Here is a 26658-nt window from a genome sequence, read left to right as displayed (position 1 = left end):
ATTATGCAATCCATAATGATCGTACTCTTCGGCATCATAGGGATGTTATTTGGATGGTTTGTCTATTCCAAATTTATTGCTGAAAAAATATTTAAAATGGATGACAACTTTGTCACACCGGCTCATGAGCTTGAGGATGGCGTAGATTATGTTCCCACCAACAAAGTGGTATTGTGGGGGCATCACTTTACTTCAGTCGCAGGCGCAGCACCAATTGTAGGACCTGCTATCGCCGTGTATTGGGGCTGGGTGCCAGCAGTGCTTTGGGTTGTATTCGGTACCATATTCTTTGCGGGTGTCCACGATATGGGCGCGCTGTGGGCAAGTGCTCGCCATAAAGGCAAGTCGATGGGCGCGTTGTCTGAAAGCGTGATTGGCAAGCGCACGCGTTCATTGTTTATGATTGTGGTCTTCCTAGTACTGCTCATGGTAAATGCCGTGTTCGGCGTGGTGATAGCCAACTCCTTTGTGGGTAACCCAAATGCGGTATTCCCCGCTTGGTCTGCTATCGTCGTGGCGCTAATCATCGGCCAATTGCTGAAACGAAAAGTGCCGCTAGTACCGCTCTGTATTATCGGGGTTATTGTGCTCTACGCGACCATTTATATGGGCAGTAGTATGCCGATTACCTTACCAACCGAAATGTTTGGTCTAAGCGACAAAGCCAATTGGATCATTATTTTGTTTATCTATGCCGCCGTGGCGTCATTGTTACCGGTTTGGATGCTATTACAACCTCGTGATTTCATTAATGGCATGCAGCTGTTAGTGGGATTGATCCTGCTTTATGGTGCAGTATTTGTGGTGATGCCAGATATCACCGCGCCTGCGTTTAACACCCAAACGGTAGAAAATACCCCAAGTATCATACCCCTGCTATTCGTGACTATTGCTTGTGGTGCGGTATCTGGTTTCCACGGTATTGTTTCGTCGGGAACGAGTTCAAAACAACTAGACAAAGAAAAAGACGGTCGTTTTGTCGGCTACTTAGGTGCAGTTGGTGAAGGCTCACTTGCACTTATCACTTTGGTCGCCGTGAGTGGTGTGATGCTTGCTGTATCACCTGAAGAGTGGCACGAAATTTATAGTCATCTTGGTGCAGGCAGTGTATCAGCCTTTATTAACGGTGGCTCAAATCTTATCAGTACAGGTTGGGGACTACCAGTCGAAATCGCATCAACCTTACTTGCTGTTATGGTTGTACTTTTTGCAGGCACCACTATGGATTCTGGCGTTAGACTTCAGCGTTATATTATTCAAGAGTGGGGCGAGATCTATAACATCAAGTTCCTGAACAACGGCATCATCGCGACTTTGTTGGCCGTTGCATGCTGTTTGCTACTCGCCTTTGGCGCTGGTGGCGCATCGGGTAGTGGTGGTATGGTGATTTGGCCGCTGTTTGGTTCAACCAACCAAATCTTGGCAAGCTTAACCTTGTTGGTTATCTCAGTATATCTTATCAAACTAGGGCGTCCCGCTAAGTACACCCTGATCCCTATGGTATTTGTGCTGGTGATGGCGTTTTTTGCCGGAGTGATCAAGCTAGGTGAATACTATCAAAAAGGCAATTGGCTGTTGGTTGTGCTTGACGTTATCGTGCTGGTGGTCAGTATTTTGGTGATGTTAGAAGCTTGGTCTGTGATCAGCAAAACCAAAGCCAAACCAGATGAAGCCCGTGATATGTCGTAGTTCCCTTGGAACTTGACCACAAATCACCTATAGTCGGCCCTAATTCTAATATAGAAAAGGGCCGTTTTTATGTCTTTTCCAATCGCATTACCTTGTAACACCCTATTTGAAAGCGATGCAGATGCTATCGTTGTTGTTACTCATGATATTCAAAACCTTGGCAGTGCAGAGCTTGACGAAGTTGCTGCACCATTTTTAGCTGTGGATGCGCGCATTGCGCAAAAGGCAAGCCTGCTTGTTTCAGACAAAGTACCTGGCAAGCGTTTGGTGATTGCGCCAACCGGACCACTCGACAGAGATTACGATGACGTTCGCCGTTACTTTGAAGCGGCAAAAGCTGGTATATTAGAAGCGAAAGCGGCTGGTGCGGTAAAACCTGTGCTTGCTGTTGTAAATGTGCCTGCCGATGCTCGTTACGAAAATGCGCGTGCAGTCAGCTTTTTAGGTGCTTGCCAAGGCTTATGGCAGCCATTAGAAGCACGTGAGTACCGTGGCGAAGCGATTGAACCAATCGAAGCGATTTATGTTTTTGAGGCGTCAGCACAATGCTGCGATCAACTGAGTGCAATCGCTGCAGGCCAATATGCTGCGCGCGATCTGTGTGGTACAGAACCTGAGCGCATGGCACCACCTCGTTTTGCTGACTACTGTGTTGAGCTATTTCAAGGTTCAGCGGTAAACGTTGAGGTTATCGCTGATCGTAAAATTATGGATGAGCAATATCCACTCCTAAGCACGGTAGCGCGTGCCTCTTACGCCGTTGAGCGCCACCATCCTCGTGTTGTAAAAATGGCATACGAGCCAGAAGGTGACGTCGAACGTACTCTTATCTTTGTTGGCAAAGGTCTTGTGTACGATACTGGCGGTGCAGACTTGAAAGTGGGCGGTTTTATGGCGGGCATGAGCCGTGATAAAGGCGGTGCGGCGTCAGTGGTTGGTTTTATGGAAGCGGTTGCTAAGTACCAACCAAAAGGTATTAAGGTAATTGCTTACCTTGCCGTGGTTCGTAACTCGATTGGTTCTGACTGTTTCGTGCCGGATGAAATCATTGAGAGCAGAGAAGGCGTTCGCGTTCGTATTGGTAACACCGATGCGGAAGGTCGCTTGGCGATGGGGGATTTACTCAGTGAAGCGAAAGACTTAGCACTGGGTGAGAAAAACCCTGAGATCTTTACGGTTGCAACACTGACAGGTCATGCAGCGCGCGCTATGGGTCCTTACAGTGCCTATGTTGAGAATGGTCCTGCACGAGCAGCACAAGTATCTCGCAAGATTGCAGATATGGGCGACCTATGGGCTGATTGCGCAGAAGTATCGCGTAGCCGACGTGAAGACTATGACTTTGTAAAACCACGCACCCTTGCGGATGATGTGCTATCGAGCAACAACGCACCATCGGCGGTTACCGCTCGTGGTCACCAATTCCCAATGGCATTTTTGGCAATTGTTGGTGGTTTAGACAAGCATGGTTGTAATGCAGAATTGCCAATTCCGTATGTACATATGGATATTGCAGGTAGCGGCGTTGAAGGTGGCGACTGGCAGCATGGCAAACCAACTGCTGCAACCGTTGCAAGCTTGTTTGCTAGGTACTGCATCTAAGCAGATAATCGTTTAAAGGGAAGCAAATTTGCTTCCTTTTTTATGTCAATAACCTAGCTCACATATCGCTATTGCTTTTCTTGACGTTGTCTTGTCGTTAAATTATCAGCCACAAATGCGCCTCGTTGTCCTCTCACTTTCTCAGGACCTACGGTACTATCTTTTAAAGTTTGTAGCTCAGTACTGGCATTTAGTGCGGCACCAAAAATAATGATGTATGCGCTTAAGTATAACCACATCATCATAATGACGACGCCTCCCAATGAGCCATAAGTTTCATTGTAAGAGGCGAACTGCGCGACATAATATGAAAATCCCAATGACGCCAAAATCCATAAACCGGTTGCGGTAAACGAGCCGAGTGTTATCCAGCGCCATTTTGCGGCTCTGCGATGTGGTGCATAACGATAAACAAACGCCAAAGAAAAGTGAAATAGCGCTGCTAAAATAGACCAAGTGATTAGTTGGATAATCGAATCGAGTGCTGTGGTAAATCCTACGAGGTTAAGCACAATCGGTAAAATTCCGATAATAGACAGTGCCACAATCGCGACGAAAATCGCCCCCACAGAAAACAAAAAGCGCACCACTAGGGCTTGCAAAAACTGCCTTTTATTGTGCTCATGATACGTAATGTTGCAGGCTGTAATCAACGCTTGGCAGCCTTTACTGCTACTCCAGATTGTTAAAAAGAGGGTAAAAATAGCACCTAGGCTTAGGCTTGTCTGCGATTTTTGAGTGAGCGCCTTGAGTTGCTGCAACATAATTTCTTGGCTGGATGGTGGTAAGAGCTCAATTAGCGGCAGTAGCTGATCAACCATTTCAGTAGGAGAAGAAAAATAGGCGTAGATAGAAACGACGGCTGCTAATGCGGGAAATATTGCTAGCAGAGCATAAAATGCCACTCCAGCGGCAACCAGGGATAAATTATCTTGGGATAAGCTGTGGTATAGCCGTTTACTAACATCCCACCAACCGAGTGCTGGAATATCGCTTGGCCTGTCTGCATTAAAGCCATGTTTATGAGCTGCCATTGGTCTTTCCTAAATCAATTCTGGGCCTGTTGATCTAAAGTGATATACAGCAAAAGGTCTGCCAATCTCGTCTGGCGTTATATTTGCTACTAGTCAACTCGTGACCTTGTCAATAAAAACCCAAAGAGTGCAATATGGAAATCAATAATCTTATTAAAAATCAAATGACTAATATGATTCAGGCGGCAGCTTCTCGCGAAGTGACTGAGGCCGTGAGCACATCAGATACACTAAGTTTAAGCGCACAGGTTGTGCACTTTTTACAAACCGCATGGCAATTATTACCTGCTCTGGCGTTGGGGATTGTGGTTATTGTACTTTGTTATTATTTAGCACGGCCAATCTCTTATCTTTTGATTAAACCCATAGGTTATGTCAGTAAAAGTCGATTATTGCATCTCGTCACTCGCCGTTTTATCAGTGTGTTAGTCATATTTTTTGGCATTTATATCTTTTTGCGCTTGGCAGGGTTAAGTGAGTTTGCCGTCGCAGTAATGAGTGGCACTGGACTTGTCGGTCTTATTCTTGGATTTGCGTTTCGTGATATCGCCGAGAACTTTATTTCGAGTATGTTACTTAGTGTCCAACGCCCGTTTAGAATTGATGACGTTATTGAAGTGGATAACCGTTTGGGGATCGTTAAAAAGGTCACCGCCCGCGCAACAACCTTAGTTGATTATGATGGCAATCACATTCAAATACCCAATGCTACCGTCTACAAGAATGTAATTAAAAACTTTACTGCCAATCCCAAAACGCGTGGACACTTTAAGATTGGTATTGGTTATGACAACGATATTCGCCTGACGCAGCAAATTGCAATTGACTTACTTAAAGAACAAAGCGCGGTTTTAAACGACCCGCCACCTCAGGTTCTACTTGAAGCATTAGGCTCTGCGACTATCAATCTTACCATTTATTTTTGGGTCAATAGCGAACAACATAGCCCGATAAAAGTAGCGTCTCAGCTCATGCGAGAAACCGTTAATTGCTTTACTGAACACGGTATTAGTATGCCTGACGATGCCAGAGAGCGGATAATCATAGCTGCAAATAGTGAAACTCAAGAAACAATCGAAGAAGCGACTAGTAATTTGAGTAGTAGCAGTGGAGCATTCGTGAAACAAAAGAATAAACCCACAATAACTGCAGTAGATTCGGATATTGACGATGTGAGTAGCGATGCGGATGAGATCAGAGAGCAAGCAGAGCGCGCTCGAAGTCCAGAAGAAGGGGACAATATTATTTAGCGGTAAATTAGGTTAAGTGTTGAAATGTGTCATGGCTGATTTAGTTTATTTTGGACAATCGATTCACATACCCTAATCTAAGCGCTATCGAGCTTTACGTACTCGATAGCAAAATACTAGTTTCACTATTTAAAATGCCATCAATCTCTCGAACTTGCCTCAGTACACCATCGAATTCACTGAGGTTAGCGGCTTGCACTTCAGCGATTAAATCCCATGCCCCGTTCGTGGTATGAATTTTACTGAGTTCGGGGATCCCACGCAGTGTATTGATCACTTGAGTAGTGGATTTACCGATCACTTCTATCATCATGATAGCGCGCACTAGCTCTGACTCGATATGTTCATGAACTCGCACAGTAAAGCCTTGAATTGCACCACTGGAAATAAGTCTATCTAAGCGGTTTTGTACGGTGCCACGAGACACATCGAGCGTCGTGGCTAAGGTTGAAATGGCTGCTCGGCCATCTTTGCGCAATTCAGCAATCAAGGCTTTATCAAGCGCATCATATAGATAAGGAGTCATAGTACGGCTTTGTGGTTTTTTGTTGTATTAGTCTATTTGTATAATTCAACTTAGCAAAGTGATAGAAAATTACACGAATTGTATAAGATTTTGGCATTTAAATTGTCTTATGGTGTGGTTACACTGATATTGAGTATGACAACGCCCAAATGATGAGTGCAGTATGACAACGATATTCCAAGCACCTCGAGCGGTGGTGATGATCCGCCCACACCATTTCACTTCGAATCCACAAACCATGCAAGATAACGCGTTTCAGCAAGCTTGCAGTGAAAACAATCCTAACAACAGAGCCTATGTTGAGGTCAGTAACGCCGTGCAAGCATTAGAGTTGGCTGGCGTGAAAGTGCACTTATTTGAAGATACCTCCACAGACACGCCAGACTCGGTCTTTCCAAATAACTGGTTTTCGACGCATAGCGATGGTCAGTTAACGATTTATCCTATGTACGCCTTGAATCGACGATTGGAGATCCGTCGCGATATTATCGATTTTCTGAGTGCTCACTATAAAGTGACAAACATCAATGATTATAGTCACCTAACTGCTGAAGAAATATTCCTTGAAGGCACCGGCTCTATGGTTATCGATCATAAAGCAAAAGTGGCCTATGCAGTAGAATCCAAGCGCACTAACGCCGTGTTAGTTAATCAAGTTTGCGAGCAGTTGGGACTACAGGCAGAGATATTTAATGCCTATGATAAGAATGAAGTGCCTGTTTATCACACCAATGTCTTAATGTGTGTCGCCACCGATTTCGCCATGATATGCCTAGATATGGTGCCAGAATATCAGCGGGCACAGCTTATTAATCGTTTTACGCAAAGCGGCCACACCCTGATTGCGCTATCTTATCTGCAGATCCAACATTTTTGCGGCAACGCGATTGAGCTACAAGGCAGTATGGGACGCATACTCGCGCTTTCCACAACGGCTTATCAGGCGTTGTTGCCTGAGCAAATTGCTGTCATTGAAAAGTCAGCTAAGCTAGTTGCTATCGATATACCGACAATTGAAGCCGCAGGTGGCTCGGTGCGTTGTATGATTGCTGGAGTCCATTTAAATAACCGTTAAATAATACTAGGGCCTGTTTATCCTTCAAGAAGGTCAACAGGCCCTAGATAAACGGCAAATAATAATAAAACAGGAACCGCCTATGTTTGAAAGTGCAGTTAAGAGTATTAATGGGCTTTTATGGGGAGAAGGCCAGATACTTATATATATCCTGCTATTTGCAGGGTTTTGGTTCACCATTCTTTTGCGAGGGATACAAGTTGTAAAGTTTCGTCACATGTTTAGCCTGTTACGGGGCAGCAGTCAGGGTGATGGCAATACGATCAGCTCTTTTCAAGCGTTATGTACTGGGCTATCAGCTCGAGTTGGAACCGGTAACCTAGCAGGTGTTGCAGTTGCTATCTCTCTTGGTGGCAGTGGTGCGATATTTTGGATGTGGATGATAGCCATTTTGGGGATGGCAACAGGCTTTGCCGAAAGTGTACTTGGGCAAGTCTATAAAGTGCGTGATAGCCAAGGTGAGTTTAGAGGTGGTCCTGCTTATTATATTCACATGGGGTTGGGAAGTCGGGCGTTTGCAGTATGCTTCGCCTTTTGCTTGTTTTTGGGATATGGATTTACTTTTAGCGCGATGCAAACCAATACCATCACCGATGCGCTCAACAATGCGTTTGATATTCCAACCTTATATTCAGGTATTGTGATCACAGTCCTCGCTGGCTCTATTATTCTTGGTGGCTTCAAAGCGATTGCACGATTTGCTGAAAAGGTAGTGCCAGTAATGGGATTAGTCTTTGTCCTTGCGGCCATTACTATTACCGTGATGAATTACTCGCAAGTCCCTGCCATGATCAAAGATATTTTGCTTTCAGCTTTTGGCTTGCAAGAAGCGGGCGCAGGCGCACTTGGCGCAGCTATCAAAAATGGTATTCAGCGCGGGCTCTATTCTAACGAGGCCGGAGCGGGTAGTGTGCCGCACGCATCGGCCAGTGCGTCGCCAATTCCTAATCACCCCGTGACCCAAGGTTATATCCAAATGCTAGGCGTATTCTTTGATACCATAGTGTTGTGTAGTTGTACGGCCGTGATCATTTTATTGGCAGATATAGATATTGGCAGAGAGATGGAAGGCATACGGCTAACGCAATCTGCGATGACCGCGCATTTAGCAACTGGGGGCGTGTACTTTGTCGCGGCGGCGATCACTTTGTTTGCTTTCACCTCTGTTGTGGCTAATTACGCCTATGCTGAAAGTAACTTACACTTATTCCATCTGGATAATAAAGTTGGCCGTTCAATTTATACTGCATGCTACTTATCTATGATGTTGTGGGGCGCTTCGGCAACGCTAAAACAGGTATGGGATCTTGCAGACATCGCATTGGGTTTAATGACGGTGGTGAATGTTATTGCCATCGTGCGTCTTACTCCCACTATCCTGGCGGTTACGGCTGATTATCATCAGCAAAGAGCAAAAGGGAAAGAACCTGTATTCGAGGTCGATAAGGTCAAAGTGCAAGGAGTTACTGAGTCTGGCATTTGGGGTAACATTAATGCGAAGAATTCAGCCTAATACGTTTTAGGTGGAATAAATAGAGGCCGAATTTTTCCGGCCTTTATTTATTCATTAACTTTTTAAGTTAAAAAGTATCGCCAAACTTTCAATCATACACCTTGTTTAAATTTTTTATATTCTGTGTATACTTCCGCCCGCTTTTTACTTCAATATTTCAAACTAAATATTGCTTCCTCTTTAATCTTTAAACACTGATGTGATAATGAAAAAACAATTATTTGGACTGGCAGTACTATCGTTGCCTATGTACGCGAAGGCTGATATTGCCATATTTTCAGAAGTACTTCTTGGTAAAGCCAATAATGAATTTTATGCCGAACAAGATTCTGATTTAGGATATAAGCGTGTGTCATCCGCTAATTCTGATTCATGGGGGCTGAGGCTCGGTGTCGGGCTTACAGACCATTTAGCACTTGAAATCGCGCAGCACTCTCATGGAGAGTCGCTAGCTGAATATTCCGTTTACGTTTCTAATACACTCCCCGGAAGCTACCAACACCCATATGACTACTCATATAAAGTCAGGCTTCCTATTGATATTGACTCTCTGAGGTTGGGGATTAAGGGAGAGATTGAGGTGTCTAACAATATTAATGCAAATATAAGAGTTGGAATGGCACATTGGCAATACAAAGATGTGATCCCTGCGCAATTGGTTCCGACAGACAACATTAGCTCAGGTGATAGCGGTAATGATATTTATACCTCGGTAGGTGTTGAGTATCGGCTAACAGATAATCTTTATGTTGGTTTGGAATACTCTCTTTTGAATATTAAAGAATCAAAAGAATATGACTACACAGGCATAGTTCAATATGAACATAATTTACACGATGTATCCGTATTACTTGGTTGGGCTTTTTAATACGCTGGTATTCGGAGTAGAGAAAGGTTATTTTCAAGACTTTATTTAGAATGGGGCGAATTGAGCAAGTCACCCCATCAATTTTGACAATAGAGTTTAGATGAACCGTCAGTGACGAAGTTATCTAATCTCAATAGGTAGATAACTAATTACCAGCCGTCGTAACGCTTTCTACGAGATAAAAATAGCGTCAGGATCACACCGATAATAATGCCACTGATCCCGATGATGCCACCGTAAGTGAGCAACTGGTGTTGCTCTTTTTGGACTTTTTGTTGCTGTGCTAAACGTTCATCTTGTAGCTGCTTTTCAAGCCCTGAAATAGTGTCTTGAAGTGAAGCATTTTCAGCTAGTAAATTGGTATTGTTTTGCTGCAGCATGGGAAGTTGCTGCTGAGCATCGTTCAGCGCTTCTTGGGTTTCTACCAAGGTTTGGTTAACCGTTTCTAATTGTTGCTTTAAACCTGGCTCCGTGGTGACAAATTTACTTTCTACCCAACCTTCTCTTGCCTTGTCGTCTTTAATTTGGACAAACTCGTCATTAGCGCCACTCAAAATAGTGATTGGCGTACCAGCATCAACAGAACCTAAAATTCGATAATTTTTACTTGGACCTGTGTGCATGAAAATAAAAAGATTGTCACTAATATAGCCGTTTGGTGTTGCCGCGTTTACTGTGCTATTTTCGTCTGGCTCTTCGGCAAAGCTTACAAAGCTGGTGAAGAGCAGGCTCGCAATGATAAATTGCTTAAAGTTGAACATGCGTGGGCCTTTTATTCTTTGGGTCGTAAAGTTTACAAAATAGTAGGGATTTCGCGGCCTAATAGCAAGGCTTTGTTTATTTTGAATGGCGCGAAATAATTGATTACATAATGAAAATTGCAGCATTTAACGCAATGATTCGGTGTTATTGAACCGTAGATGTTCAGCGAAATTAGCCTGACTATCTATTGATTTAGCGCATATTTGGTGCACTTCTCATCGGATAAAAAGATTGCAAACTTAGCCTCCTTTGTATATTTTGATCCTCCCTTAGACAAATAGGTAAAACACTGCCCTAATGGACACTGAAATAGAACTGAAATTTTTGGTTTCAGATAATGAAGTTCCGCTGATCCCTGCACTCATCACACAGTTTGCAAAAACGGTCACTAACAAGCCTGCTAAAAACTTAACTAACGCCTACTTTGACACGCCAAATCGTGAATTGCGTGCGCTAGATATCGGCCTAAGAACGCGTTGTTGCAATGATGAATGCGAGCAAACGATTAAGCTTGCGGGAGAAGTTGTCGGAGGGTTACATCAACGACCTGAGTATAATTTACCTATTCAGTCAGGACGTCCTGACTTGTTAGCGTTTGACGCGAATATTTGGCCTCACGGCATGCAACTTGAGTCTATCGCAGAAAACATATTCCCGATCTTCAGTACGAACTTTATTCGTCGTACTTGGTTAATCGAAACGGATTCAGGAACCAAAATCGAAGTCGTGTTGGATAAAGGGGAAATAGCAGCCCAAGGGAAGATGGAGCCAATCAATGAGCTTGAAATAGAGCTGATTGAGGGAAACAAAGAAGATCTTTTCTTATTAGCCGATCACCTAATTAAACAAGCTGGTATGCGCTTGGGACTATACTCAAAGGCCGCCAGAGGATATCGAATTGCCGATGATAAACCTCTAAAACCAAATAAGTTTATAGGGTTTGTACCGCTCAAATCTCAGGTAACGCAAGAACAAGCGCTAATTGCGACAGTCAGTTATGGTATTCAGTTCGTCCAAAAACATGAGCAGTGCTATTTTAATAAACCAAGTCTCAAGACATTAAAACGAGTTATTGACGGAGTTTCGCTTATCCGTCACGCGTTTTGGTTGTTCGATGACATCGTTGATAAAAGCTCGACTGAAAGTATTCGCAATGAGTTAAAATGGTTGTTGTCAGAACTTGCTTGGGTCGAAAATGCAATTCATTTGAAAACCTATACCTCAAAGCGCCATGCTTATCATAAGAAACTTAATCAGTTTCCTGAATTGGCGCAGGTCATTACTGATCTGCAAGATGTTCAGCCAACACCGACGGACATTGAAGATTTATTTCATTGTACCCGCTATAACCGTTTGATCCTCTCACTTACTCGCTGGCTGGTTGATAGAGCGTGGCGTAAAAACTGGGATCAAAAAGCGCTGAGTGCAGCAGAGCTACCGGTCACAGAAATCGCAAGCCAATTATTTGATAAAGACTGGCAAGAGTTGAAAAACTTGCTTCCACAGGATAAATCGCTTTCTGAAAAAGATTATTTACACGTCAGAATAAAGCTAGAAAATACGCTACTAAGCGGTAACTGTCTGGGCAAGCTTTACGATAAAGAAGCGCGCAAAGCGTTTAGAACGCCTTGGATTGATATCGTTTATGGTATTTATGAGCTAGAAACACTGGCGTATTTATATCAGCTTTGCCAAAGCCAAAACGCAGACGAACTGCAAGAAGTGCAGGTATGGCTTAAGCAAAAATCAGACTTTTTGATAAGTGCTATGGAGCAAAGTCGACAATCTTCCATGCATAGCGAACCATATTGGTTCTAACCAGATTAAGCGGGGTTTTATCCCGCTTTTTTGTACCACTTCATTACAATCAATACTGCAAATATCAGGCGATGAACTAAACTTGGGTGTATCAATTCTGAGGTAGCCCAATGATCGATATAGACGATAAAGTGCTGAATGATTTGCGCGGCGGATTTAACTTACCTGCTAAGCCTGAAATATTACAAGCCTTACAAAATGAACTATCACAACCGGAGCCTGAATTATTTACCGTGGCGGATATTATTGCGGCAGATGTTGGTGCATCAGCTGCGGTATTAAAGGTAATTAATTCACCGGCTTATGGTCTTGCCCGTACAATCACAGATATAAAACAAGCTGTGATGTTTTTGGGCGTTACCTGTATTACGCAGCTAGTGACTGGGTATTTGCTTAAAAATGCGTTTGAGCAGTCAAAGTGCTGTATTTCACTGCAGCAGTTTTGGGATAATGCTGCGGATATCTCAAAAGCAGCAATGGTGGTTGGACATCATTTAAAAGCATCATTACCCCTAGAGAATTTGCAGCTGCTCGGACTCTTTCACGATGCCGGGATCCCAGCAATGGCCGTAAAATATCCAGACTACGCTGAAGTAATAAAACAGTCTATAGAGCGGCCTGAGCAAACATTGATTTACTACGAGCAGCAAAAGTATCCAGTGCCTCACACTGTGATAGGTTACTTTCTTGCGACGTCTTGGCACTTACCCAAAGAAATATGCCAGATGATTTTGCGCCACCATGACGTTAGCTATCTTGAAGAGCAAAAAAATGCACAACATGTGCAAACCTTTGCGGCACTTAAACTGGCTGAAAACCTCTGTTTCGAAGCAAAACATTTTAGAAGCGCAGCGGATTGGTATTTATTTAAAGACAAGGTGATGATTGAGCTTAATCTTCATGATGATGAGTATCAAAACTTAAAAGATGATGTCGACGAGGTATTTATCGGGTAGGGGTTATCTATGGGCATTAAAAAAGGCGCACTTGGCGCCTTTTTTACTTTTTGCAGCAGGGGTTATAGGCCTGCAGCTGCACGTAGTGCGTCAGCTTTATCTGTTGCTTCCCAAGGGAACTCTTCACGACCAAAGTGGCCGTAAGCAGCAGTAGGCTGATAAATTGGACGCTCAAGGTCTAGCATAGTGATTAGACCGTAAGGACGTAAGTCGAAGTGCGCGCGGATAAGTTCGATTAAACGCGACTCATCAAGCTTGGCTGTACCGAAAGTTTCTACACTGATAGAAGTAGGTTCAGCAACACCGATTGCGTAAGACACTTGGATCTCACACTTGTCAGCAAGGCCAGCGGCAACAATGTTCTTTGCAACGTAACGCGCTGCGTAAGCTGCAGAACGGTCAACTTTTGATGGATCTTTACCAGAGAATGCACCACCACCGTGACGAGCCATACCGCCGTATGTATCTACGATGATTTTACGACCAGTTAGACCACAGTCACCCATAGGACCACCGATAACGAAACGGCCAGTTGGGTTGATGAAGAACTTAGTTGCTTCAGTGATAAGCTCTGCAGGTAATGTAGGCTTGATGATAGTTTCCATCACAGCTTCTACAAGGTCAGCTTGTGATACAGAATCACAGTGCTGTGTAGATAATACGACTGCGTCGATACCTACTGCTTTACCGTTTTCGTACGCGAATGTTACCTGAGACTTAGCGTCTGGACGTAACCAAGGTAGCGTGCCGTCTTTACGAACTTGCGCTTGGCGCTGAACTAAACGGTGTGAGTATGTGATAGGCGCAGGCATAAGTACGTCAGTTTCGTTACACGCGTAACCAAACATTAGGCCTTGGTCACCAGCACCCTGCTCTTCTGGACGAGTACGGTCAACACCTTGGTTAATATCAGGTGATTGCTTACCAATGGTGTTAAGGATTGCACATGAATCAGCGTCAAAGCCCATGTCAGAGTGTGTGTAACCAATTTCACGCACGGTCTTACGAGTTAATTCCTCGATATCAACCCAAGCGCTAGTTGTGATTTCACCACCAACCATAACCATACCGGTTTTAACGTAAGTTTCACACGCAACACGTGCTTTTGGATCTTGCTCAAGGATGGCATCTAGAACCGCATCAGAGATCTGATCAGCAATTTTATCTGGATGGCCTTCAGAAACAGATTCAGAAGTAAATAAATGTTTAGCCATTGTATTTATGCTCACAAATATTGCGCTTCACAAACATCAGGGACAGCGCGAAAAATTAAGGAGCGTATTCTAACCAAAAAACCTAGGCATTGACTAGTTATTTTACGCCTAGACGTCCAAAATTGTGCAAACTTTTTTAATGGTCGGAAAAAGTCCGTCTGTACCCGTTTTTTTATGGCCTTTGCCGTTGCAGTTAGCCATATAAATAAGTAAGAATGGGCTCAAACCCCCGCGAAACACATTTAAAGGTAGGAGAATTCATGCCATCTCGCAAAGAACTTGCTAATGCAATTCGCGTTCTTTCCATGGACGCTGTACAAAAGGCCAAGTCTGGCCACCCAGGAGCCCCTATGGGCATGGCGGACATCGCAGAAGTACTTTGGCGCGATTTTTTAAAGCACAACCCAAGTAATCCTGAGTGGTTCGACAGAGATCGCTTCGTATTATCAAACGGTCACGGCTCGATGTTAATTTATTCATTGTTGCATTTGTCGGGTTATGACTTATCAATTGACGACATCAAAAATTTCCGTCAGCTACACTCCAAAACACCAGGCCACCCAGAATATGGTTATGCGCCAGGTATTGAAACGACTACAGGCCCATTAGGTCAGGGTATTACCAATGCGGTAGGTATGGCGATTGCTGAAAAAGCATTGGCTGCACAGTTTAACCGTGAAGATTACGACATCGTTAATCACTATACCTATGCATTTTTAGGTGATGGCTGTTTGATGGAAGGTATCTCACACGAAGCTTGTTCACTTGCGGGTACCCTTGGTCTTGGCAAACTGATTGCATTTTGGGATGACAACGGTATTTCAATCGACGGTGAAGTTGAAGGTTGGTTTAGCGACGATACACCAAAACGCTTTGAGTCTTATGGCTGGCATGTTATTGCCGGTGTTGATGGCCACGATAGCGATGCGATTAAAGCGGCAATCGAAGCGGCGCAAGCAGAGTCTGACAAGCCAACCCTTATTTGTTGTAAAACGGTTATCGGTTATGGTTCACCAAATAAATCTGGTAGCCATGATTGTCACGGTGCACCGCTAGGTGATGATGAAATCAAAGCGGCACGTGAATTCCTTGGTTGGGAGCACGGTGCATTTGAAATACCAGAAGATGTGTACGCGAAATGGGACGCAACAGCACGTGGTCAAAATCAACAAAGTGACTGGTTGATTAAGTTTACTGAATACCAAATGCATTATCCTGAGCTTGCTGCTGAATTTGAGCGTCGCATGAAAGGCGAGCTTCCAGCAGACTGGTCTGAGAAAACAGAAACCTATATCGCAGAGCTTCAAGCGAATCCTGCAAACCCAGCAACTCGTAAAGCATCACAAAATGCATTGAATGCCTATGGCCCAATTCTACCTGAGTTTATGGGTGGCTCTGCTGACCTTGCGGGTTCTAACTTAACACTTTGGGATCAATCTAAAGGCTTAACGGCAGAAGATGCTGCGGGTAACTACATTTTCTACGGTGTGCGTGAATTTGGTATGTCTGCCATCATGAATGGTATTGCACTGCACAGAGGCTTTATCCCTTACGGTGCGACATTCCTGATGTTTATGGAATACGCGCGTAATGCCGTACGTATGGCTGCATTGATGAAGCAAAGAAGTATCTTTGTGTATACTCATGATTCAATCGGTCTTGGTGAAGATGGTCCAACACACCAACCTGTAGAACAAATGGCGAACTTACGCACTACGCCAAACCTTGCGAGCTGGCGTCCATGTGACCAAGTTGAGTCAGCAGTTGCTTGGCAGCAAGCGGTTGAACGCGCTGATGGTCCATCTGCACTTGTATTTACCCGTCAAGGTCTTGCACAGCAGCCACGTACAGCTGAGCAAGTTGCAGCGATTAAGCAAGGTGGTTATGTACTATCTTGTGATGGTGAACCTGAAATCATCCTTATTGCAACCGGTTCTGAAGTGCAACTTGCGGTTGAGTCTGCGGATAAGCTTCGTGCAGAAGGTAAAAAGGTGCGTGTTGTGTCTATGCCTTCAACGGACATTTTTGATGCGCAATCTGCAGCATACAAAGAAAGCGTACTACCAAGCTCAGTAACGCGTCGCGTCGCTATCGAAGCGGGTATTGAGGACTTCTGGTACAAATATGTAGGCCTAAATGGTGCTATCGTTGGTATGACAACGTTTGGTGAGTCAGCACCTGCTGATGAGCTATTCAAGCTATTCGGCTTTACGGTAGAAAATATCGTTGAGAAGGCAAACGCATTGTTTGCATAATCAAAGAAAAGAAACAAAAAACCCATGCCATGCATGGGTTTTTTTATGCTTAGGGGTTTTGCTAAACCCCTTAAAGTTTTGAGACTGTTTCCAGCTCAAAGCTCAGGTTAGATAGCTAAACCTTAAACTGTTCTACCGATAAGCGTAACTCTTCGGCGAGTTTAGCAACCTCAGAACTAGAGATTGAGGTTTGGCTCGCGCCTTCAGCCGTTTGCTCTGCGATTGTTACAATCGATTCCAAACGTTCACTAATTTCCTGTGCTACTTGCTGTTGCTCGTTCGCCGCGTTTGCAATCTCTTCACTCACATCATGAGCCTGAGAAACGGCTGCAGTGATGGAGTTTAGTGCTTCATTAGCAAGGTCGCTCTGAGTTACGCACGACTCCGCCTGCTGTTTGCCTTTCGACATCGCGCCTACCGCTTCTTCGGCACCAGCTTGTAAGGATTCAATCATTGCTTGAATTTCTTGAGTTGACTCTTGAGTCTTACTTGCAAGTGAGCGCACTTCGTCTGCCACTACCGCGAAGCCACGACCCTGTTCACCAGCACGCGCGGCTTCGATTGCAGCGTTTAGCGCAAGGAGGTTAGTTTGCTCGGCAATGCCACGGATAACATCCAAAATACTGCCTATCGAAGCGCTGTCTTGGTGTAGTTTGTTAATCACGCGAGAGGCTTCATCCACTTCTCTTGCGAGTTGCTCAATAGTGTGTTTGTTCTCATGTGAGATACCTTTCACACGCTCCGCTTCTTTATCTGCATTTTTAATTTCTTGTAATGCTTGATGCGCGCTGTTACTAACACCGTGAGACGTGCTACTCATCTCAGTTGTAGCGGTAGCTGCTTGCTCTACTTGTGCCTGCTGATTCTTAATTGCTTGGCTTGATTCTGTAGTGATAGTCGATGTTTCTTCGGAGGCTGCAGCAAGCTGCGTCGAACGAGAAATAATACCAGTGATAAGTTCACGTAAGCTAGATATTAGGGTGTTACAGCTTCTAGATAATTCACCAAACTCATCTTTTGCCGTGTCATCTAAGCGCTGTGTCATATCACCACTGGCGACAATGTTTAAAACTCGGTTTACTTCCGATAATGGTTTTGTGATTCGGCTAACGGTAATGTAAGCCACGCCGACGGCCATTAGCGTTGCTACGATCATCCCAATCCAAGTCCATAGGTTTGCTGTGCCTACATCGGCACGTACGCCTTGTTGTAAGTTAAAGGCGACTTGGCTTGCTTCAGAGAGTAAGTCATCTAGCTGAGATAGAGCGGCTTTTGTGGTTTTCTCGGCGTCGGATAATTCCTTACGCGTTTCGGCTAATGCGTTGATCAAGCGTTTTTGATTTTCCGCGATACTGTTGCTGCCAGTAACTGCATTTTTCAAATTAGTGTAATAACCTTCGAGATCAGCAAACAAACTGCTATCAAGCGCGCTAACGGGGCCACGCATTAAATCAATATTACGACCTAACTCTTCAACGAGATAGCTTTGATCTCTACTTACAATTTCCAGTGTATTGATGTCTTCAACAGTAACAATATCGTTGGCGCTAGTCACAACAGAAGAAAAGTTATTTTCTAAGTTATTTGCAGCTTGAAAAGCGCGTTTGTCAGCATCTTCTAAGCCATCCAAATCGATGATATCAACCGTCACCATAGTCGCATCTTCTGCGGCAACATCGATAGTTGATAATTGCTCTTTTAATTTGTCTCGTAACGAAAGCTCAGTTGTTTTCTCGTTTACCAAGCTGCTCATGGCTTTTACGAACGCATCATAACTTTTGCCAACATCACGACTGCTTGAGGCCAATTTATTATTAGCGGCAACGACCTGCTGCAGCTCTGAATAGGTTTTGTCAAAGATCTTCTGACGCTCTGCAAATTGCTGTTTTAGCGCCGCCAGTTCAGTCTCAGAACGTGCATAAAAACTTCCCTGAGCCATTTTGCTCATTAAAGTGAACTCTACTTGCAGCGCAGAGCTTTTAGAGAGTGCTGGTAAAGACAGGTTATTAACCTGTTGAGTTGAGTTGTCAATGTTCGCAATTCTAAATAAAGAATTGCCCCCGATAAGAAGAAGCAACAAGGTGATGGTAATAAAGCCACCCCAAATACGTTGGCTAACAGTCAAATTCATAGCTGTCCTACAAAATTTACAAAGCAATACGGATACTTATCGGATTTATTGCGGATAAGTTAAGTATTTTATAGCAGATGTGACAAAAAATTTCAGTAAAAAAGGTCGGATTACAAAAAATAGCAGCTCAACGGATAAAAAGTATAAGCTTCTTTTCTTCGAGTGTAGTTTAATAAAAGTTAAAGTAAGTGCTTACCCTAACGTTGATTTAGGGCTGTTATAGAGGTTAGCTATGCTGGTACTTTTCGCCACTGTCGATATTTATCATTGTCATAGGGCCTCCCCACACGCAGCCAGTGTCTAAGGCAATAATATTTTTCTTGTTGGTTTCGCCTTCCAAAGCAGCCCAGTGGCCGAAAAGTAGGGTAGTGTCGGCTGATGTTTGGCTGAGCTCAAACCACGGAGTGAGACCTGCCGCATCTTTTAGGCCAGACTTGTTCTTAAGATCCAGTTCGCCATTTTGTTTTAGAAAGCGCATTCGAGTGAAGACGTTAACAATGGCTTTAAACTTATCTTGTTCACTGAGCTTGTTGAGCTCAAGTCCTGGGTGAGCACCGTACATATTGGCGTAAAACTCAGGGGCTTTTGTTGATTGATAAATGGTTTCGGCAAAGCGTGCATATGCTAGCGCTTGCGTAATATTCCAGCTTGGATGAATACCTGCATGAGAAATAAAAGTTTGCTGTGTTTCAAGCCAAATAGCCAGCGGCTGTGAACGTAATAAGTCAGCATATTTTTGGCATTTAGGGCTGGCAAAAACCGCGTCTAATTTATCTTTTGGGTTCGGAGCGACACCCAAAGCAAGACATGCTAAAAAGTGGAGATCGTGATTGCCGAGTGTAATGCTAATAGAGCCTGAGTGTTGATAGAGGAACTCTAGGCAAGTAAGTGAATCAGGTCCTCTGGCGATGATGTCACCGACAAAGTATAGATGGTCTTGGCTTGGGTTAAAGTCGACTTGATCGAGTAGCCCGATGAGTGGAGTGAAGCAGCCTTGCAAGTCTCCAATTGCGTATTTTGCCATTTATTACCTGTGGTTTTTTATAACTCAATGTTTTTATTCTGATGTCTAGCATGTATGAGGAACGCGGGGGAAGCCCGCTTCCGCAAAATAAAAATGGTATTAATGCAAAATATTTGGACAGGAGAGCCTAAATACATTGATTGGCGCTTTAAACTCGGTGCCAAACTCATTACGCATTAAATAATACCCTTCCATCGTACCAACGGGAGTATCGAGCACCGCGCCGCTGGTGTACTGATAGCTCTCGCCAGGACGAATAGTGGGCTGCTCACCAACGACACCTTCACCTTCAACTTCGGTCTCTTTGCCATTAGCGTCGGTAATGAGCCAGTAGCGGCTATGTAGCTTGGCATTACATAAGCTATGGTTTTTGATGGTAATTGTATAGGCAAACACATATTTATCCTTTTCAGGCTGTGATTGCGCTTCAACGTAAAAGGTCTCCACCGATACTTTGATCGGTGAGCCAATATTAGTTTGAGTTGTCATATATCCAATTTGCAATTTCAATAAACTGGTTAAGCGACAGGTTTTCAGCGCGAAGCGTAGGGTCGATACCTAAGTTTCGCAGCTGCTCTTCGGTTAACAGGTTCGATAAGCTATTTCTTAGTGTCTTACGACGTTGGTTGAACGCTTCTAAACAAACAGTATTCAAAAGCTTAGTGCTCCTAGCTGTACGTTGCGACGGATCTTTTGGGATCAATCGAACAACGGCCGAGTCAACTTTAGGTGCTGGTTTAAAGCAATGTGGTGGCACTTCGATCACAGGAATAGCGTGACAATAGTACTGCGTCATTACGCTTAAGCGACCAAAGGCCTTGCTGCCAGGGCCTGCAACCATACGGTTAACCACTTCTTTTTGCAGCATAAAGTGCATATGCTCGACCTGATCGGCAAATTCAAATAAGTGAAATAGCAAAGGGGTTGATACGTTGTAAGGTAAATTACCAAAGATCTTCAGTTTTTCCCCTTCTTTGATTAAAGAAGAGAAATCAAACTTCATCGCGTCGCCTTGGTGAACCGTTAATTTAGGTCCCAAGAATGGGTGATGGATCAAGCGCTCGGCAAGATCTTTATCGAGTTCTACAACGGTTAGGTGACCACTTAAATCACAAACAGGCTCAGTGATAGCACCTAAACCAGGACCAATTTCAACCAGATTGTCTTCAGGTTTTGGGTCGATAGCGGTTACTATCTTGTCGATAATATTGTTGTCATTTAAGAAGTTTTGACCAAAGCGTTTACGCGCTCTGTGTCCGAGATGTACTTTATCTGTCATGCATTCTGTGCTTTTTTGGTTGCGAGCTTAATTGCTTCGCGGATCGCTAATTCAAAACTACCCACTTCAACATCACCAGAGCCAGCTAAATCAAGCGCTGTACCGTGATCAACCGATGTGCGAACAAAGGGTAATCCTAGGGTAATGTTTACTGAGTTTCCAAAACCTTTATATTTTAACACAGGTAAGCCTTGATCGTGATACATTGCGAGCACAGCATCAGCATTATCTAAATATTTAGCTTGGAAAAGGGTGTCAGCTGGCAGCGGTCCAACCAAGTTCATGCCTTGTTTATTCAGCATTTCCAGTGTTGGTTCAATGGTTTCTATTTCTTCACGACCAAGGTGGCCACTTTCCCCTGCATGCGGATTTAATCCACAAACTAATACTCTGGGTTGGTCAATACCAAACTTGGTTTGTAGGTCGTGATGTAAAATATGAATGACTTTGCTGAGACGCTCAGGCGTAATCGCCTTTGATACATACGCCAGTGGGATATGCGTAGTAACTAGCGCTACACGCAGCCCTTCGGTTGCGAGTAGCATAACGACATCAGCGGTATCAGACTGCTGTGCAAAGTACTCGGTATGGCCGCTAAACGAGATCCCAGCTTGGTTAATAATGCCTTTATGAACAGGACCCGTGACTACCGCTGCAAATGTCCCATCCATATTCTTTTCAGAGGCAATGCGCAAGGTTTCGAGCACATAATGGCCATTGGCTTCATCTAATTGGCCTGCAACCACTTCAGCGCCTTTGTCTACTTGAAGGTAGTAAATAGCACCAGCAGGTGCTGCTTCAGGCGCAGCATCGCTGTCAAACGGCAATAACTTGATTTGCTCACCAAGTTCTTTGGCGCGTTTTTCTAGAATACTTTTATCAGCCACCGCAACTAACTGAGCAGGCCATGCATGCTGAGCCAGTTTGATAACAAGATCTGGGCCAATACCTGCAGGCTCACCCGGTGTAATTGCGATTCTGAGTGTCATAGCCGTTATTCCGCTTCGATAATTTCAATATGCGCTTGGTCACGCATTTCTTTAATCCATTTAAAGCTTTCTTCTTTAAATTTACGGTTAAACAGCAGACGGTGTGCGCGATTTAACTTGGCTTGTTCTGTTTTATCGGCCACGCGTTTATCTAGCAGTTGTACAATGTGCCAGCCAAATGTACTTCTAAATGGCTCACTGATCTGATCTTTTTCGAGCGACAACAGAGTGTCTCTAAACGCTGGTACGTATGTAGTTGGATCTGTCCAATCGTACTCACCGCCTTTAAGTGCAGAGCCCGGATCTTCAGAATATTCTTTAGCCAGCGCAGCAAAGTCAGCGGTACCTGCGCGCAAGTCTTTTACAAAACCTGTTAGCATTGAGCGTGCTTTTTCTTCACTTAGGATAATAGACGGTTTGATTAAGATATGACGTGAACGCACCTCAACAGTTTCAACGACTTCACGACCACGAATATCTTGTACTTTTAGAATGTGGAAACCCGCGCCTGAGCGCAGTGGACCAACTATGTCGTCTTTTTTCGCACCTTTAATGGCCTCAGCGAACAAGGTTGGCATTTCGTTAATGCCCATCCAGCCTAATTGACCACCATCTAGCGCTTTTGAGCCGCTCGAAGAGGCAATTGCTATGCGCTTGAACTCTTTACTTTCGTTCAAAAACTTAATCACGTTATCAGCGCGCTCACGAGCGTCTTCAATTTCTTCTGGAGTTGCTTTGTTTGGGATCTTAATCAAGATATGGCCGATATCATACTCTTCCGAGTTACCCGTTTGCTCACTCAAGATTTTTTGCAGGTTGGTCACCTCTTGAGGGCTAATATAAATACGGCGGTCAACACTGGCACGGCGCACTTGGCTTGTGGTTATTTCTTTACGGATCTCTTCTCGATATGCCTGAAAGCTTTCGCCACTCGCTTCAACTGAGCGACGTAGGTCTGCGATCGTACCGCCTTGATCTTGGGCAATATTTGCAATGGTCTGGTCTAATTGAGCATCGGAAATTTGCATACCCATGCGATCACCCAGTTGCAACATTAAAGATTGCTCAATGAGTTTATCGATGGCTTGTAAGCGTAATGTTTTATCGCTAGGAAGCTCTGTACCTTGCTGCTCAGCCTGTTCTTTAACACGATTTATTATTTGATCGACTTCGCTTTGTAAAATTACACCATCATTAACCGTGGCAACAACAGTATCTAGCTTTACACGCTCAGCATGTGCTTGAGTAAACAGGCCTGCACTTAATGAGGCCACTAATAACAACTTTTTTAAATTCATACGGCTTTCTAAATTCTATTTATTCAAAAAATACGGTCTACGGTAACCAAAAATACCCTGTTGAAGGAGTTTACTCGCATCACCACTGCTTTGGCTTCCAAGCCCTGTAAGGACAAATTTCAGGCTGAAGCCAGAATCAAACACTGCTTCATCATTTGTAAGTGTTTGGTTTAAGTTTGTTTCAATTTGACGATTCGCAGTCACCTGAATAGCCCAACAACAAGACTGGTATTGAACACCAACAAAGGATTCAACACTTCTATTTGCCGTCATATCTCGGTGATAGCTTGCTACAAATTGCCAGTTATCGTCAATTGGTAAACTTGTAAATAGACCGACTTGGTCAATTTCATAGTCTGAGACATCATTAACATAACGATGGTTCAATTGCACTAACTGCTTGTCGTCTCCTTTATAGTCCAAAGTAAAGTGAGACTGCACTAACTCTTTGCTATCCACATCATATTGCACCCCACCTGAGAGGTACCAGCGCTTATGCCAATGTAACATGGATTCAGCGGCAAATAGTGCATTATAGTTGGTATCATCAGTAAATAGCTGTTCAGAAGGCTTTACAGATGACTCAAGATAAATGATCTGACCTGCACTGAAGTTAAAGCGTTCGACATTACTGCTATCGAATACACGCGTGGTTGCACCCACGGTGAATTGATTGGCTTCTGCAATACGGTCATAACCTGAGTAACGGCGTGCTCTAAATAGACCAATAAAGTCATCTTGTAACTTAGCCGTGTCGTACCAGCCAATTTGGCTTTGCTCTCTGTGTGGTGTGTAAAGGTACTGAATTTGTGGCTCAAGTGTTTGTGTACCTTGTTCAAAAAAGAACTCGGTACTGCGTTCAAAATTCAGTTGTCCATGTACCCGTAAACTTGGCAATGTACGCGTGACAGACTCCTCATACTCTGTATCAGGCACATCTATATTCTGTTCATAACGCGTGTGAAGTAGGCGTGCCTCGGAGGTAAATGACCAAGCGTAGTCGCTGCGCGAAAAAGACACGCGAGGTTCTAGATGTAATCGCGATGCCTCTGAGATTGGCAAAGCATCATTTTGAAAATAGGCAAACTCACCTTCAAAGTCCCAATCAAGGCCGACAAGTTCATAACTGTCACGTGTACGGAAGCTAATTTGCGGTAGTGCAGTGTAGGATTCTCTGTGATCGCCCAACACTTCAAAATCTTGCAACTTTAAGTCGACTAACCAGTCTTCACCAAGGTAACTTAGGCTGCCGGTGCGATATAGCTGAGTGTCAGTTTCATTGGCGTATTCGGATGTTAAGTCGGTGAGATAGTTATCGTCACTGACATTTGTGACATCAACAAACGCACGCCATTTATCACTTAAATAACTTTTTTGTTGCCAATGTACTAAATAGCGATCGTCTAGCTGCGGCTCTGAATCATCTTTACTGAGATATTCCACCCCAATTTTACCTTGATGTTGTTCAGTTAGATATCTGAACTCGGTAATCAGCTGAAATCCTTTATTGGCCATGTATCTTGGCGTCAAGGTCGCGTCGTAGTTGGGGGCTAGATTGAGATAATAAGGGGTGATCAGTTCCAAGCCAAACTTATTTGAGCTGGAAATTGTCGGCGTCAGCAGGCCAGATTTTCGTCTATCGTCAATTGGAAACGTAAAATAGGGTAAATAGATAATGGGCGTGTCCATAATTTTGAACACCGTATTATAGGTCTCACCCCAACCGTCTTCTCGAGAAAGTACAATGCTGCTTGCCTCGATACTCCAAAATGGGTCATCAGCAGGACACGTGGTAAAGCTGGAGTTGTCGAGTGAAATTTTGCTGCCAGAGGCATGCAATTTCTCTGCACCACCGCGGCCCTGCTGGTCTGTTAATTCATATTCAGCACCAAGCAAGCTCACGGTGTTAGCATTTAAATCCGCGAATAGCCCATTGCTGTGAACTTTGGTAAATTGGTCACGATAGAGTAGTGGTCCAGAAGCGCTGAGCAGGCCTTCTTTTTTATCGATTAGCGCACGTCTAGCTTCTAAGCTCATGGTTTCAGTGTTAATCACCACATTACCCGAAAACTCAGCGCTATCAGTACCTTGTAGTTCTAAGTCATCGGCAACGATATCAATGGCATGTTTGGGCAGCGAGGCTAACGGCTTCCAGTTTTCTGGCTGCATATAGTCTTTACATTGTGCGGCGACAATGTTCGTATTAGCAAAAGCTGTAGAGTGAATCGCGGATAATACAGCCAAGCCCCAAATTTTGCGCATTTAATAACCTATTAGCTGAGCATTTAATAATAAGCTCATCATGATAAATGAAAACTGTCGGAAATACAGTAGCATTTAAATATTTACAAGTAGAAGGTGTAATAGTTAATCCATGAATAGTCAAAACCAGCGCGTCGAGTTTATACAGCAAGCAATACATAGCGACGATTTTACGTGTGAGGCTATCACCTCGGATGCCAGTTTCCGCCGTTATTATCGCGTCAAGCGACAAACGATGTCGTGGATCTTAATGGAAACACCAGTCGATAAACTCGATAATGCCCCTTTTATCGGTTTAAATACGGTGTTTGCAGAGCAAGGCCTTAATGTGCCACAAATCCTTGCGAGTAATGAAGAACAAGGGCTGTTACTGTTACAAGATTTAGGCTCTAAGCATTTGGCCGATAGGTTAGCATTGCCTTCTCGGCTAGAGGATTATCGTGCGTTGATAGCGCTTATTCCAGAAATAGCCAAAACACCAAAGAGTAAATGGATGAAGCCCTATGATGCTGAGTTCGTTGATATGGAACTTAATATCTTTTACGAGTGGCTTGTAACAAAATGGCTTGGTTTAACACCCACCGAATATCAACAAGTGCAGTGGCATAATGTGAAGTTGAAGCTCGTCGATGCGATGACTCGCCAGCCGCAGGTTACGATGCATCGAGACTTTCATAGTCGCAACCTGATATGTCATCAGTCTCAGTGGTATCTCATTGATTATCAGGATGCGGTACAAGGACCTGTCACTTATGATGCGGTTTCTTTGTTGCGAGATTGTTATACTCGCCTTGATGCACATGAGTTCACCGAGCTTCAGCAACATAGCTTTGATTGCTTAAAAGCGGCAAATTTATTAGGCGATATGGATTTTAGCACCTACCAACATTACTTTGACTTAACGGGGATGCAAAGGCACCTTAAAGCTGCCGGGATTTTTACTCGCCTATTGCAGCGAGACGGCAAAGGCGGGTACTTAGAAAATATTTTGCCAACCTTACGCTACCTTGTTGAAGTGGCGAATAAGTATAAAGAATTTCAGTGGCTTGCAAGCTGGCTGGAGAATGACATAATGCCTCAAGCGCAGGCCAAATTAGGCACTAAATAGAAGTA

At 44.0% G+C, this 26658-nt stretch carries 21 protein-coding genes; 10 read left to right on the top strand and 11 right to left on the bottom strand.

From position 1 onward, the window contains the following. Window positions 1-3: 3 nt before the first annotated feature. Window positions 4-1689: a carbon starvation CstA family protein gene (locus CTT31_RS14440; protein WP_010374688.1), complete on the top strand. Its 1686-nt coding sequence runs from the start codon at window positions 4-6 to the stop codon at window positions 1687-1689. A 69-nt stretch (window positions 1690-1758) separates the two neighbouring features. Further along, window positions 1759-3291: a M17 family metallopeptidase gene (locus CTT31_RS14435; protein ID WP_260491499.1), complete on the top strand. Its 1533-nt coding sequence runs from the start codon at window positions 1759-1761 to the stop codon at window positions 3289-3291. Between the two features lie 68 nt (window positions 3292-3359). Here the strand turns inward: CTT31_RS14435 and CTT31_RS14430 are convergent, their stop codons facing one another. Then, window positions 3360-4325 (bottom strand): YihY/virulence factor BrkB family protein, encoded by a 966-nt coding sequence (locus CTT31_RS14430; RefSeq protein ID WP_260491498.1) that lies wholly within the window; start codon window positions 4323-4325, stop codon window positions 3360-3362. A gap of 134 nt (window positions 4326-4459) precedes the next feature. Here CTT31_RS14430 and CTT31_RS14425 point away from each other — a divergent pair, with 134 nt between their 5' ends. Continuing rightward, window positions 4460-5575 (top strand): mechanosensitive ion channel family protein, encoded by a 1116-nt coding sequence (locus CTT31_RS14425; RefSeq protein ID WP_260491497.1) that lies wholly within the window; start codon window positions 4460-4462, stop codon window positions 5573-5575. Between the two features lie 94 nt (window positions 5576-5669). Here CTT31_RS14425 and CTT31_RS14420 read toward each other — a convergent pair whose 3' ends face one another. After that, complete coding sequence (locus tag CTT31_RS14420) at window positions 5670-6101, bottom strand: Lrp/AsnC family transcriptional regulator (RefSeq protein WP_260491496.1); 432 nt, start codon at window positions 6099-6101, stop codon at window positions 5670-5672. 163 nt (window positions 6102-6264) lie between these two features. Here CTT31_RS14420 and ctlX point away from each other — a divergent pair, with 163 nt between their 5' ends. The 3 genes from ctlX (at window position 6265) to CTT31_RS14405 (ending at window position 9557) form a co-directional block, all read left to right on the top strand. After that, window positions 6265-7176 (top strand): citrulline utilization hydrolase CtlX, encoded by a 912-nt coding sequence (gene ctlX, locus CTT31_RS14415; protein ID WP_260491495.1) that lies wholly within the window; start codon window positions 6265-6267, stop codon window positions 7174-7176. 82 nt (window positions 7177-7258) lie between these two features. Next, window positions 7259-8689, top strand: a complete 1431-nt coding sequence (locus CTT31_RS14410) for an alanine/glycine:cation symporter family protein (RefSeq protein ID WP_260491494.1) — start codon at window positions 7259-7261, stop codon at window positions 8687-8689. Between the two features lie 205 nt (window positions 8690-8894). Then, window positions 8895-9557, top strand: coding sequence for a porin family protein (locus CTT31_RS14405; protein WP_260491493.1), 663 nt, complete (start codon window positions 8895-8897; stop codon window positions 9555-9557). A 149-nt stretch (window positions 9558-9706) separates the two neighbouring features. Here CTT31_RS14405 and CTT31_RS14400 read toward each other — a convergent pair whose 3' ends face one another. Continuing rightward, a complete protein-coding gene (locus CTT31_RS14400; RefSeq protein WP_039493911.1) occupies window positions 9707-10444 on the bottom strand; it encodes a TIGR04211 family SH3 domain-containing protein in 738 nt (245 codons plus the stop codon). A 172-nt stretch (window positions 10445-10616) separates the two neighbouring features. Here CTT31_RS14400 and CTT31_RS14395 point away from each other — a divergent pair, with 172 nt between their 5' ends. Both CTT31_RS14395 and CTT31_RS14390 read left to right on the top strand, forming a co-directional pair. Beyond that, window positions 10617-12137, top strand: coding sequence for a CYTH and CHAD domain-containing protein (locus CTT31_RS14395; protein WP_260491492.1), 1521 nt, complete (start codon window positions 10617-10619; stop codon window positions 12135-12137). Between the two features lie 110 nt (window positions 12138-12247). Then, window positions 12248-13093, top strand: a complete 846-nt coding sequence (locus CTT31_RS14390) for an HDOD domain-containing protein (protein ID WP_039493910.1) — start codon at window positions 12248-12250, stop codon at window positions 13091-13093. A 62-nt stretch (window positions 13094-13155) separates the two neighbouring features. Here the strand turns inward: CTT31_RS14390 and metK are convergent, their stop codons facing one another. After that, window positions 13156-14307 carry a methionine adenosyltransferase gene (metK, locus tag CTT31_RS14385; protein WP_045962687.1) on the bottom strand — a complete coding sequence of 384 codons (1152 nt, stop codon included), beginning with the start codon at window positions 14305-14307 and terminating at the stop codon, window positions 13156-13158. A gap of 260 nt (window positions 14308-14567) precedes the next feature. On the opposite strand from metK, the gene tkt reads away from it, so the two are divergent. Beyond that, on the top strand, window positions 14568-16562 hold the full coding sequence (gene tkt, locus CTT31_RS14380; protein WP_039493906.1) for a transketolase: 1995 nt from the start codon (window positions 14568-14570) through the stop codon (window positions 16560-16562). Window positions 16563-16677: 115 nt separating this feature from the next. Here the strand turns inward: tkt and CTT31_RS14375 are convergent, their stop codons facing one another. The 7 genes from CTT31_RS14375 to lptD form a co-directional block, all read right to left on the bottom strand. Beyond that, window positions 16678-18693 (bottom strand): methyl-accepting chemotaxis protein, encoded by a 2016-nt coding sequence (locus CTT31_RS14375; protein WP_260491491.1) that lies wholly within the window; start codon window positions 18691-18693, stop codon window positions 16678-16680. 226 nt (window positions 18694-18919) lie between these two features. After that, window positions 18920-19717 (bottom strand): symmetrical bis(5'-nucleosyl)-tetraphosphatase, encoded by a 798-nt coding sequence (locus tag CTT31_RS14370; RefSeq protein WP_260491490.1) that lies wholly within the window; start codon window positions 19715-19717, stop codon window positions 18920-18922. 99 nt (window positions 19718-19816) lie between these two features. Beyond that, entirely contained in the window at window positions 19817-20206 is a 390-nt protein-coding gene (gene apaG, locus CTT31_RS14365; protein WP_260491489.1) for a Co2+/Mg2+ efflux protein ApaG, read from the bottom strand. Further along, window positions 20190-20996, bottom strand: a complete 807-nt coding sequence (gene rsmA / locus CTT31_RS14360) for a 16S rRNA (adenine(1518)-N(6)/adenine(1519)-N(6))-dimethyltransferase RsmA (RefSeq protein ID WP_260491488.1) — start codon at window positions 20994-20996, stop codon at window positions 20190-20192. The genes apaG and rsmA overlap by 17 nt, the downstream gene beginning before the upstream one ends. Beyond that, the gene (pdxA, locus tag CTT31_RS14355) at window positions 20993-21985 is read right to left on the bottom strand and encodes a 4-hydroxythreonine-4-phosphate dehydrogenase PdxA (RefSeq protein ID WP_130163490.1); all 993 of its coding nucleotides are present in this window, start codon (window positions 21983-21985) and stop codon (window positions 20993-20995) included. The genes rsmA and pdxA overlap by 4 nt, the downstream gene beginning before the upstream one ends. Window positions 21986-21990: 5 nt before the next feature. Next, the gene (surA, locus tag CTT31_RS14350) at window positions 21991-23283 is read right to left on the bottom strand and encodes a peptidylprolyl isomerase SurA (protein WP_260491487.1); all 1293 of its coding nucleotides are present in this window, start codon (window positions 23281-23283) and stop codon (window positions 21991-21993) included. A gap of 15 nt (window positions 23284-23298) precedes the next feature. Beyond that, window positions 23299-25545, bottom strand: a complete 2247-nt coding sequence (lptD, locus tag CTT31_RS14345; RefSeq protein WP_069023559.1) for an LPS assembly protein LptD — start codon at window positions 25543-25545, stop codon at window positions 23299-23301. A gap of 112 nt (window positions 25546-25657) precedes the next feature. Here lptD and CTT31_RS14340 point away from each other — a divergent pair, with 112 nt between their 5' ends. Then, on the top strand, window positions 25658-26653 hold the full coding sequence (locus CTT31_RS14340) for an aminoglycoside phosphotransferase family protein (RefSeq protein WP_211858459.1): 996 nt from the start codon (window positions 25658-25660) through the stop codon (window positions 26651-26653). The last annotated feature ends 5 nt before the right edge of the window (window positions 26654-26658 follow it).

Source organism: Pseudoalteromonas maricaloris, from assembly GCF_024746855.1.
Lineage (GTDB): Bacteria > Pseudomonadota > Gammaproteobacteria > Enterobacterales > Alteromonadaceae > Pseudoalteromonas > Pseudoalteromonas maricaloris.
The sequence above is the reverse complement of the archived record's forward strand: the minus strand, read 5'-3'. Positions and strand labels throughout refer to the sequence as shown.

What these genes read in the sequence shown, in the direction of transcription:
- CTT31_RS14435 (WP_260491499.1), top strand. Translation starts at nt 1,759, where the DNA reads ATGTCTTTTCCAATCGCATTACCTTGTAACACCCTATTTGAAAGCGAT.
- CTT31_RS14395 (WP_260491492.1), top strand. Translation starts at nt 10,617, where the DNA reads ATGGACACTGAAATAGAACTGAAATTTTTGGTTTCAGATAATGAAGTT.
- CTT31_RS14430 (WP_260491498.1), bottom strand. Translation starts at nt 4,325, where the DNA reads ATGGCAGCTCATAAACATGGCTTTAATGCAGACAGGCCAAGCGATATT.
- tkt (WP_039493906.1), top strand. Translation starts at nt 14,568, where the DNA reads ATGCCATCTCGCAAAGAACTTGCTAATGCAATTCGCGTTCTTTCCATG.
- CTT31_RS14405 (WP_260491493.1), top strand. Translation starts at nt 8,895, where the DNA reads ATGAAAAAACAATTATTTGGACTGGCAGTACTATCGTTGCCTATGTAC.
- surA (WP_260491487.1), bottom strand. Translation starts at nt 23,283, where the DNA reads ATGAATTTAAAAAAGTTGTTATTAGTGGCCTCATTAAGTGCAGGCCTG.
- CTT31_RS14425 (WP_260491497.1), top strand. Translation starts at nt 4,460, where the DNA reads ATGGAAATCAATAATCTTATTAAAAATCAAATGACTAATATGATTCAG.
- CTT31_RS14410 (WP_260491494.1), top strand. Translation starts at nt 7,259, where the DNA reads ATGTTTGAAAGTGCAGTTAAGAGTATTAATGGGCTTTTATGGGGAGAA.
- rsmA (WP_260491488.1), bottom strand. Translation starts at nt 20,996, where the DNA reads ATGACAGATAAAGTACATCTCGGACACAGAGCGCGTAAACGCTTTGGT.
- CTT31_RS14440 (WP_010374688.1), top strand. Translation starts at nt 4, where the DNA reads ATGCAATCCATAATGATCGTACTCTTCGGCATCATAGGGATGTTATTT.
- apaG (WP_260491489.1), bottom strand. Translation starts at nt 20,206, where the DNA reads ATGACAACTCAAACTAATATTGGCTCACCGATCAAAGTATCGGTGGAG.
- CTT31_RS14420 (WP_260491496.1), bottom strand. Translation starts at nt 6,101, where the DNA reads ATGACTCCTTATCTATATGATGCGCTTGATAAAGCCTTGATTGCTGAA.
- ctlX (WP_260491495.1), top strand. Translation starts at nt 6,265, where the DNA reads ATGACAACGATATTCCAAGCACCTCGAGCGGTGGTGATGATCCGCCCA.
- CTT31_RS14390 (WP_039493910.1), top strand. Translation starts at nt 12,248, where the DNA reads ATGATCGATATAGACGATAAAGTGCTGAATGATTTGCGCGGCGGATTT.
- CTT31_RS14375 (WP_260491491.1), bottom strand. Translation starts at nt 18,693, where the DNA reads ATGAATTTGACTGTTAGCCAACGTATTTGGGGTGGCTTTATTACCATC.
- lptD (WP_069023559.1), bottom strand. Translation starts at nt 25,545, where the DNA reads ATGCGCAAAATTTGGGGCTTGGCTGTATTATCCGCGATTCACTCTACA.
- pdxA (WP_130163490.1), bottom strand. Translation starts at nt 21,985, where the DNA reads ATGACACTCAGAATCGCAATTACACCGGGTGAGCCTGCAGGTATTGGC.
- CTT31_RS14400 (WP_039493911.1), bottom strand. Translation starts at nt 10,444, where the DNA reads ATGCTGCAATTTTCATTATGTAATCAATTATTTCGCGCCATTCAAAAT.
- CTT31_RS14370 (WP_260491490.1), bottom strand. Translation starts at nt 19,717, where the DNA reads ATGGCAAAATACGCAATTGGAGACTTGCAAGGCTGCTTCACTCCACTC.
- metK (WP_045962687.1), bottom strand. Translation starts at nt 14,307, where the DNA reads ATGGCTAAACATTTATTTACTTCTGAATCTGTTTCTGAAGGCCATCCA.
- CTT31_RS14340 (WP_211858459.1), top strand. Translation starts at nt 25,658, where the DNA reads ATGAATAGTCAAAACCAGCGCGTCGAGTTTATACAGCAAGCAATACAT.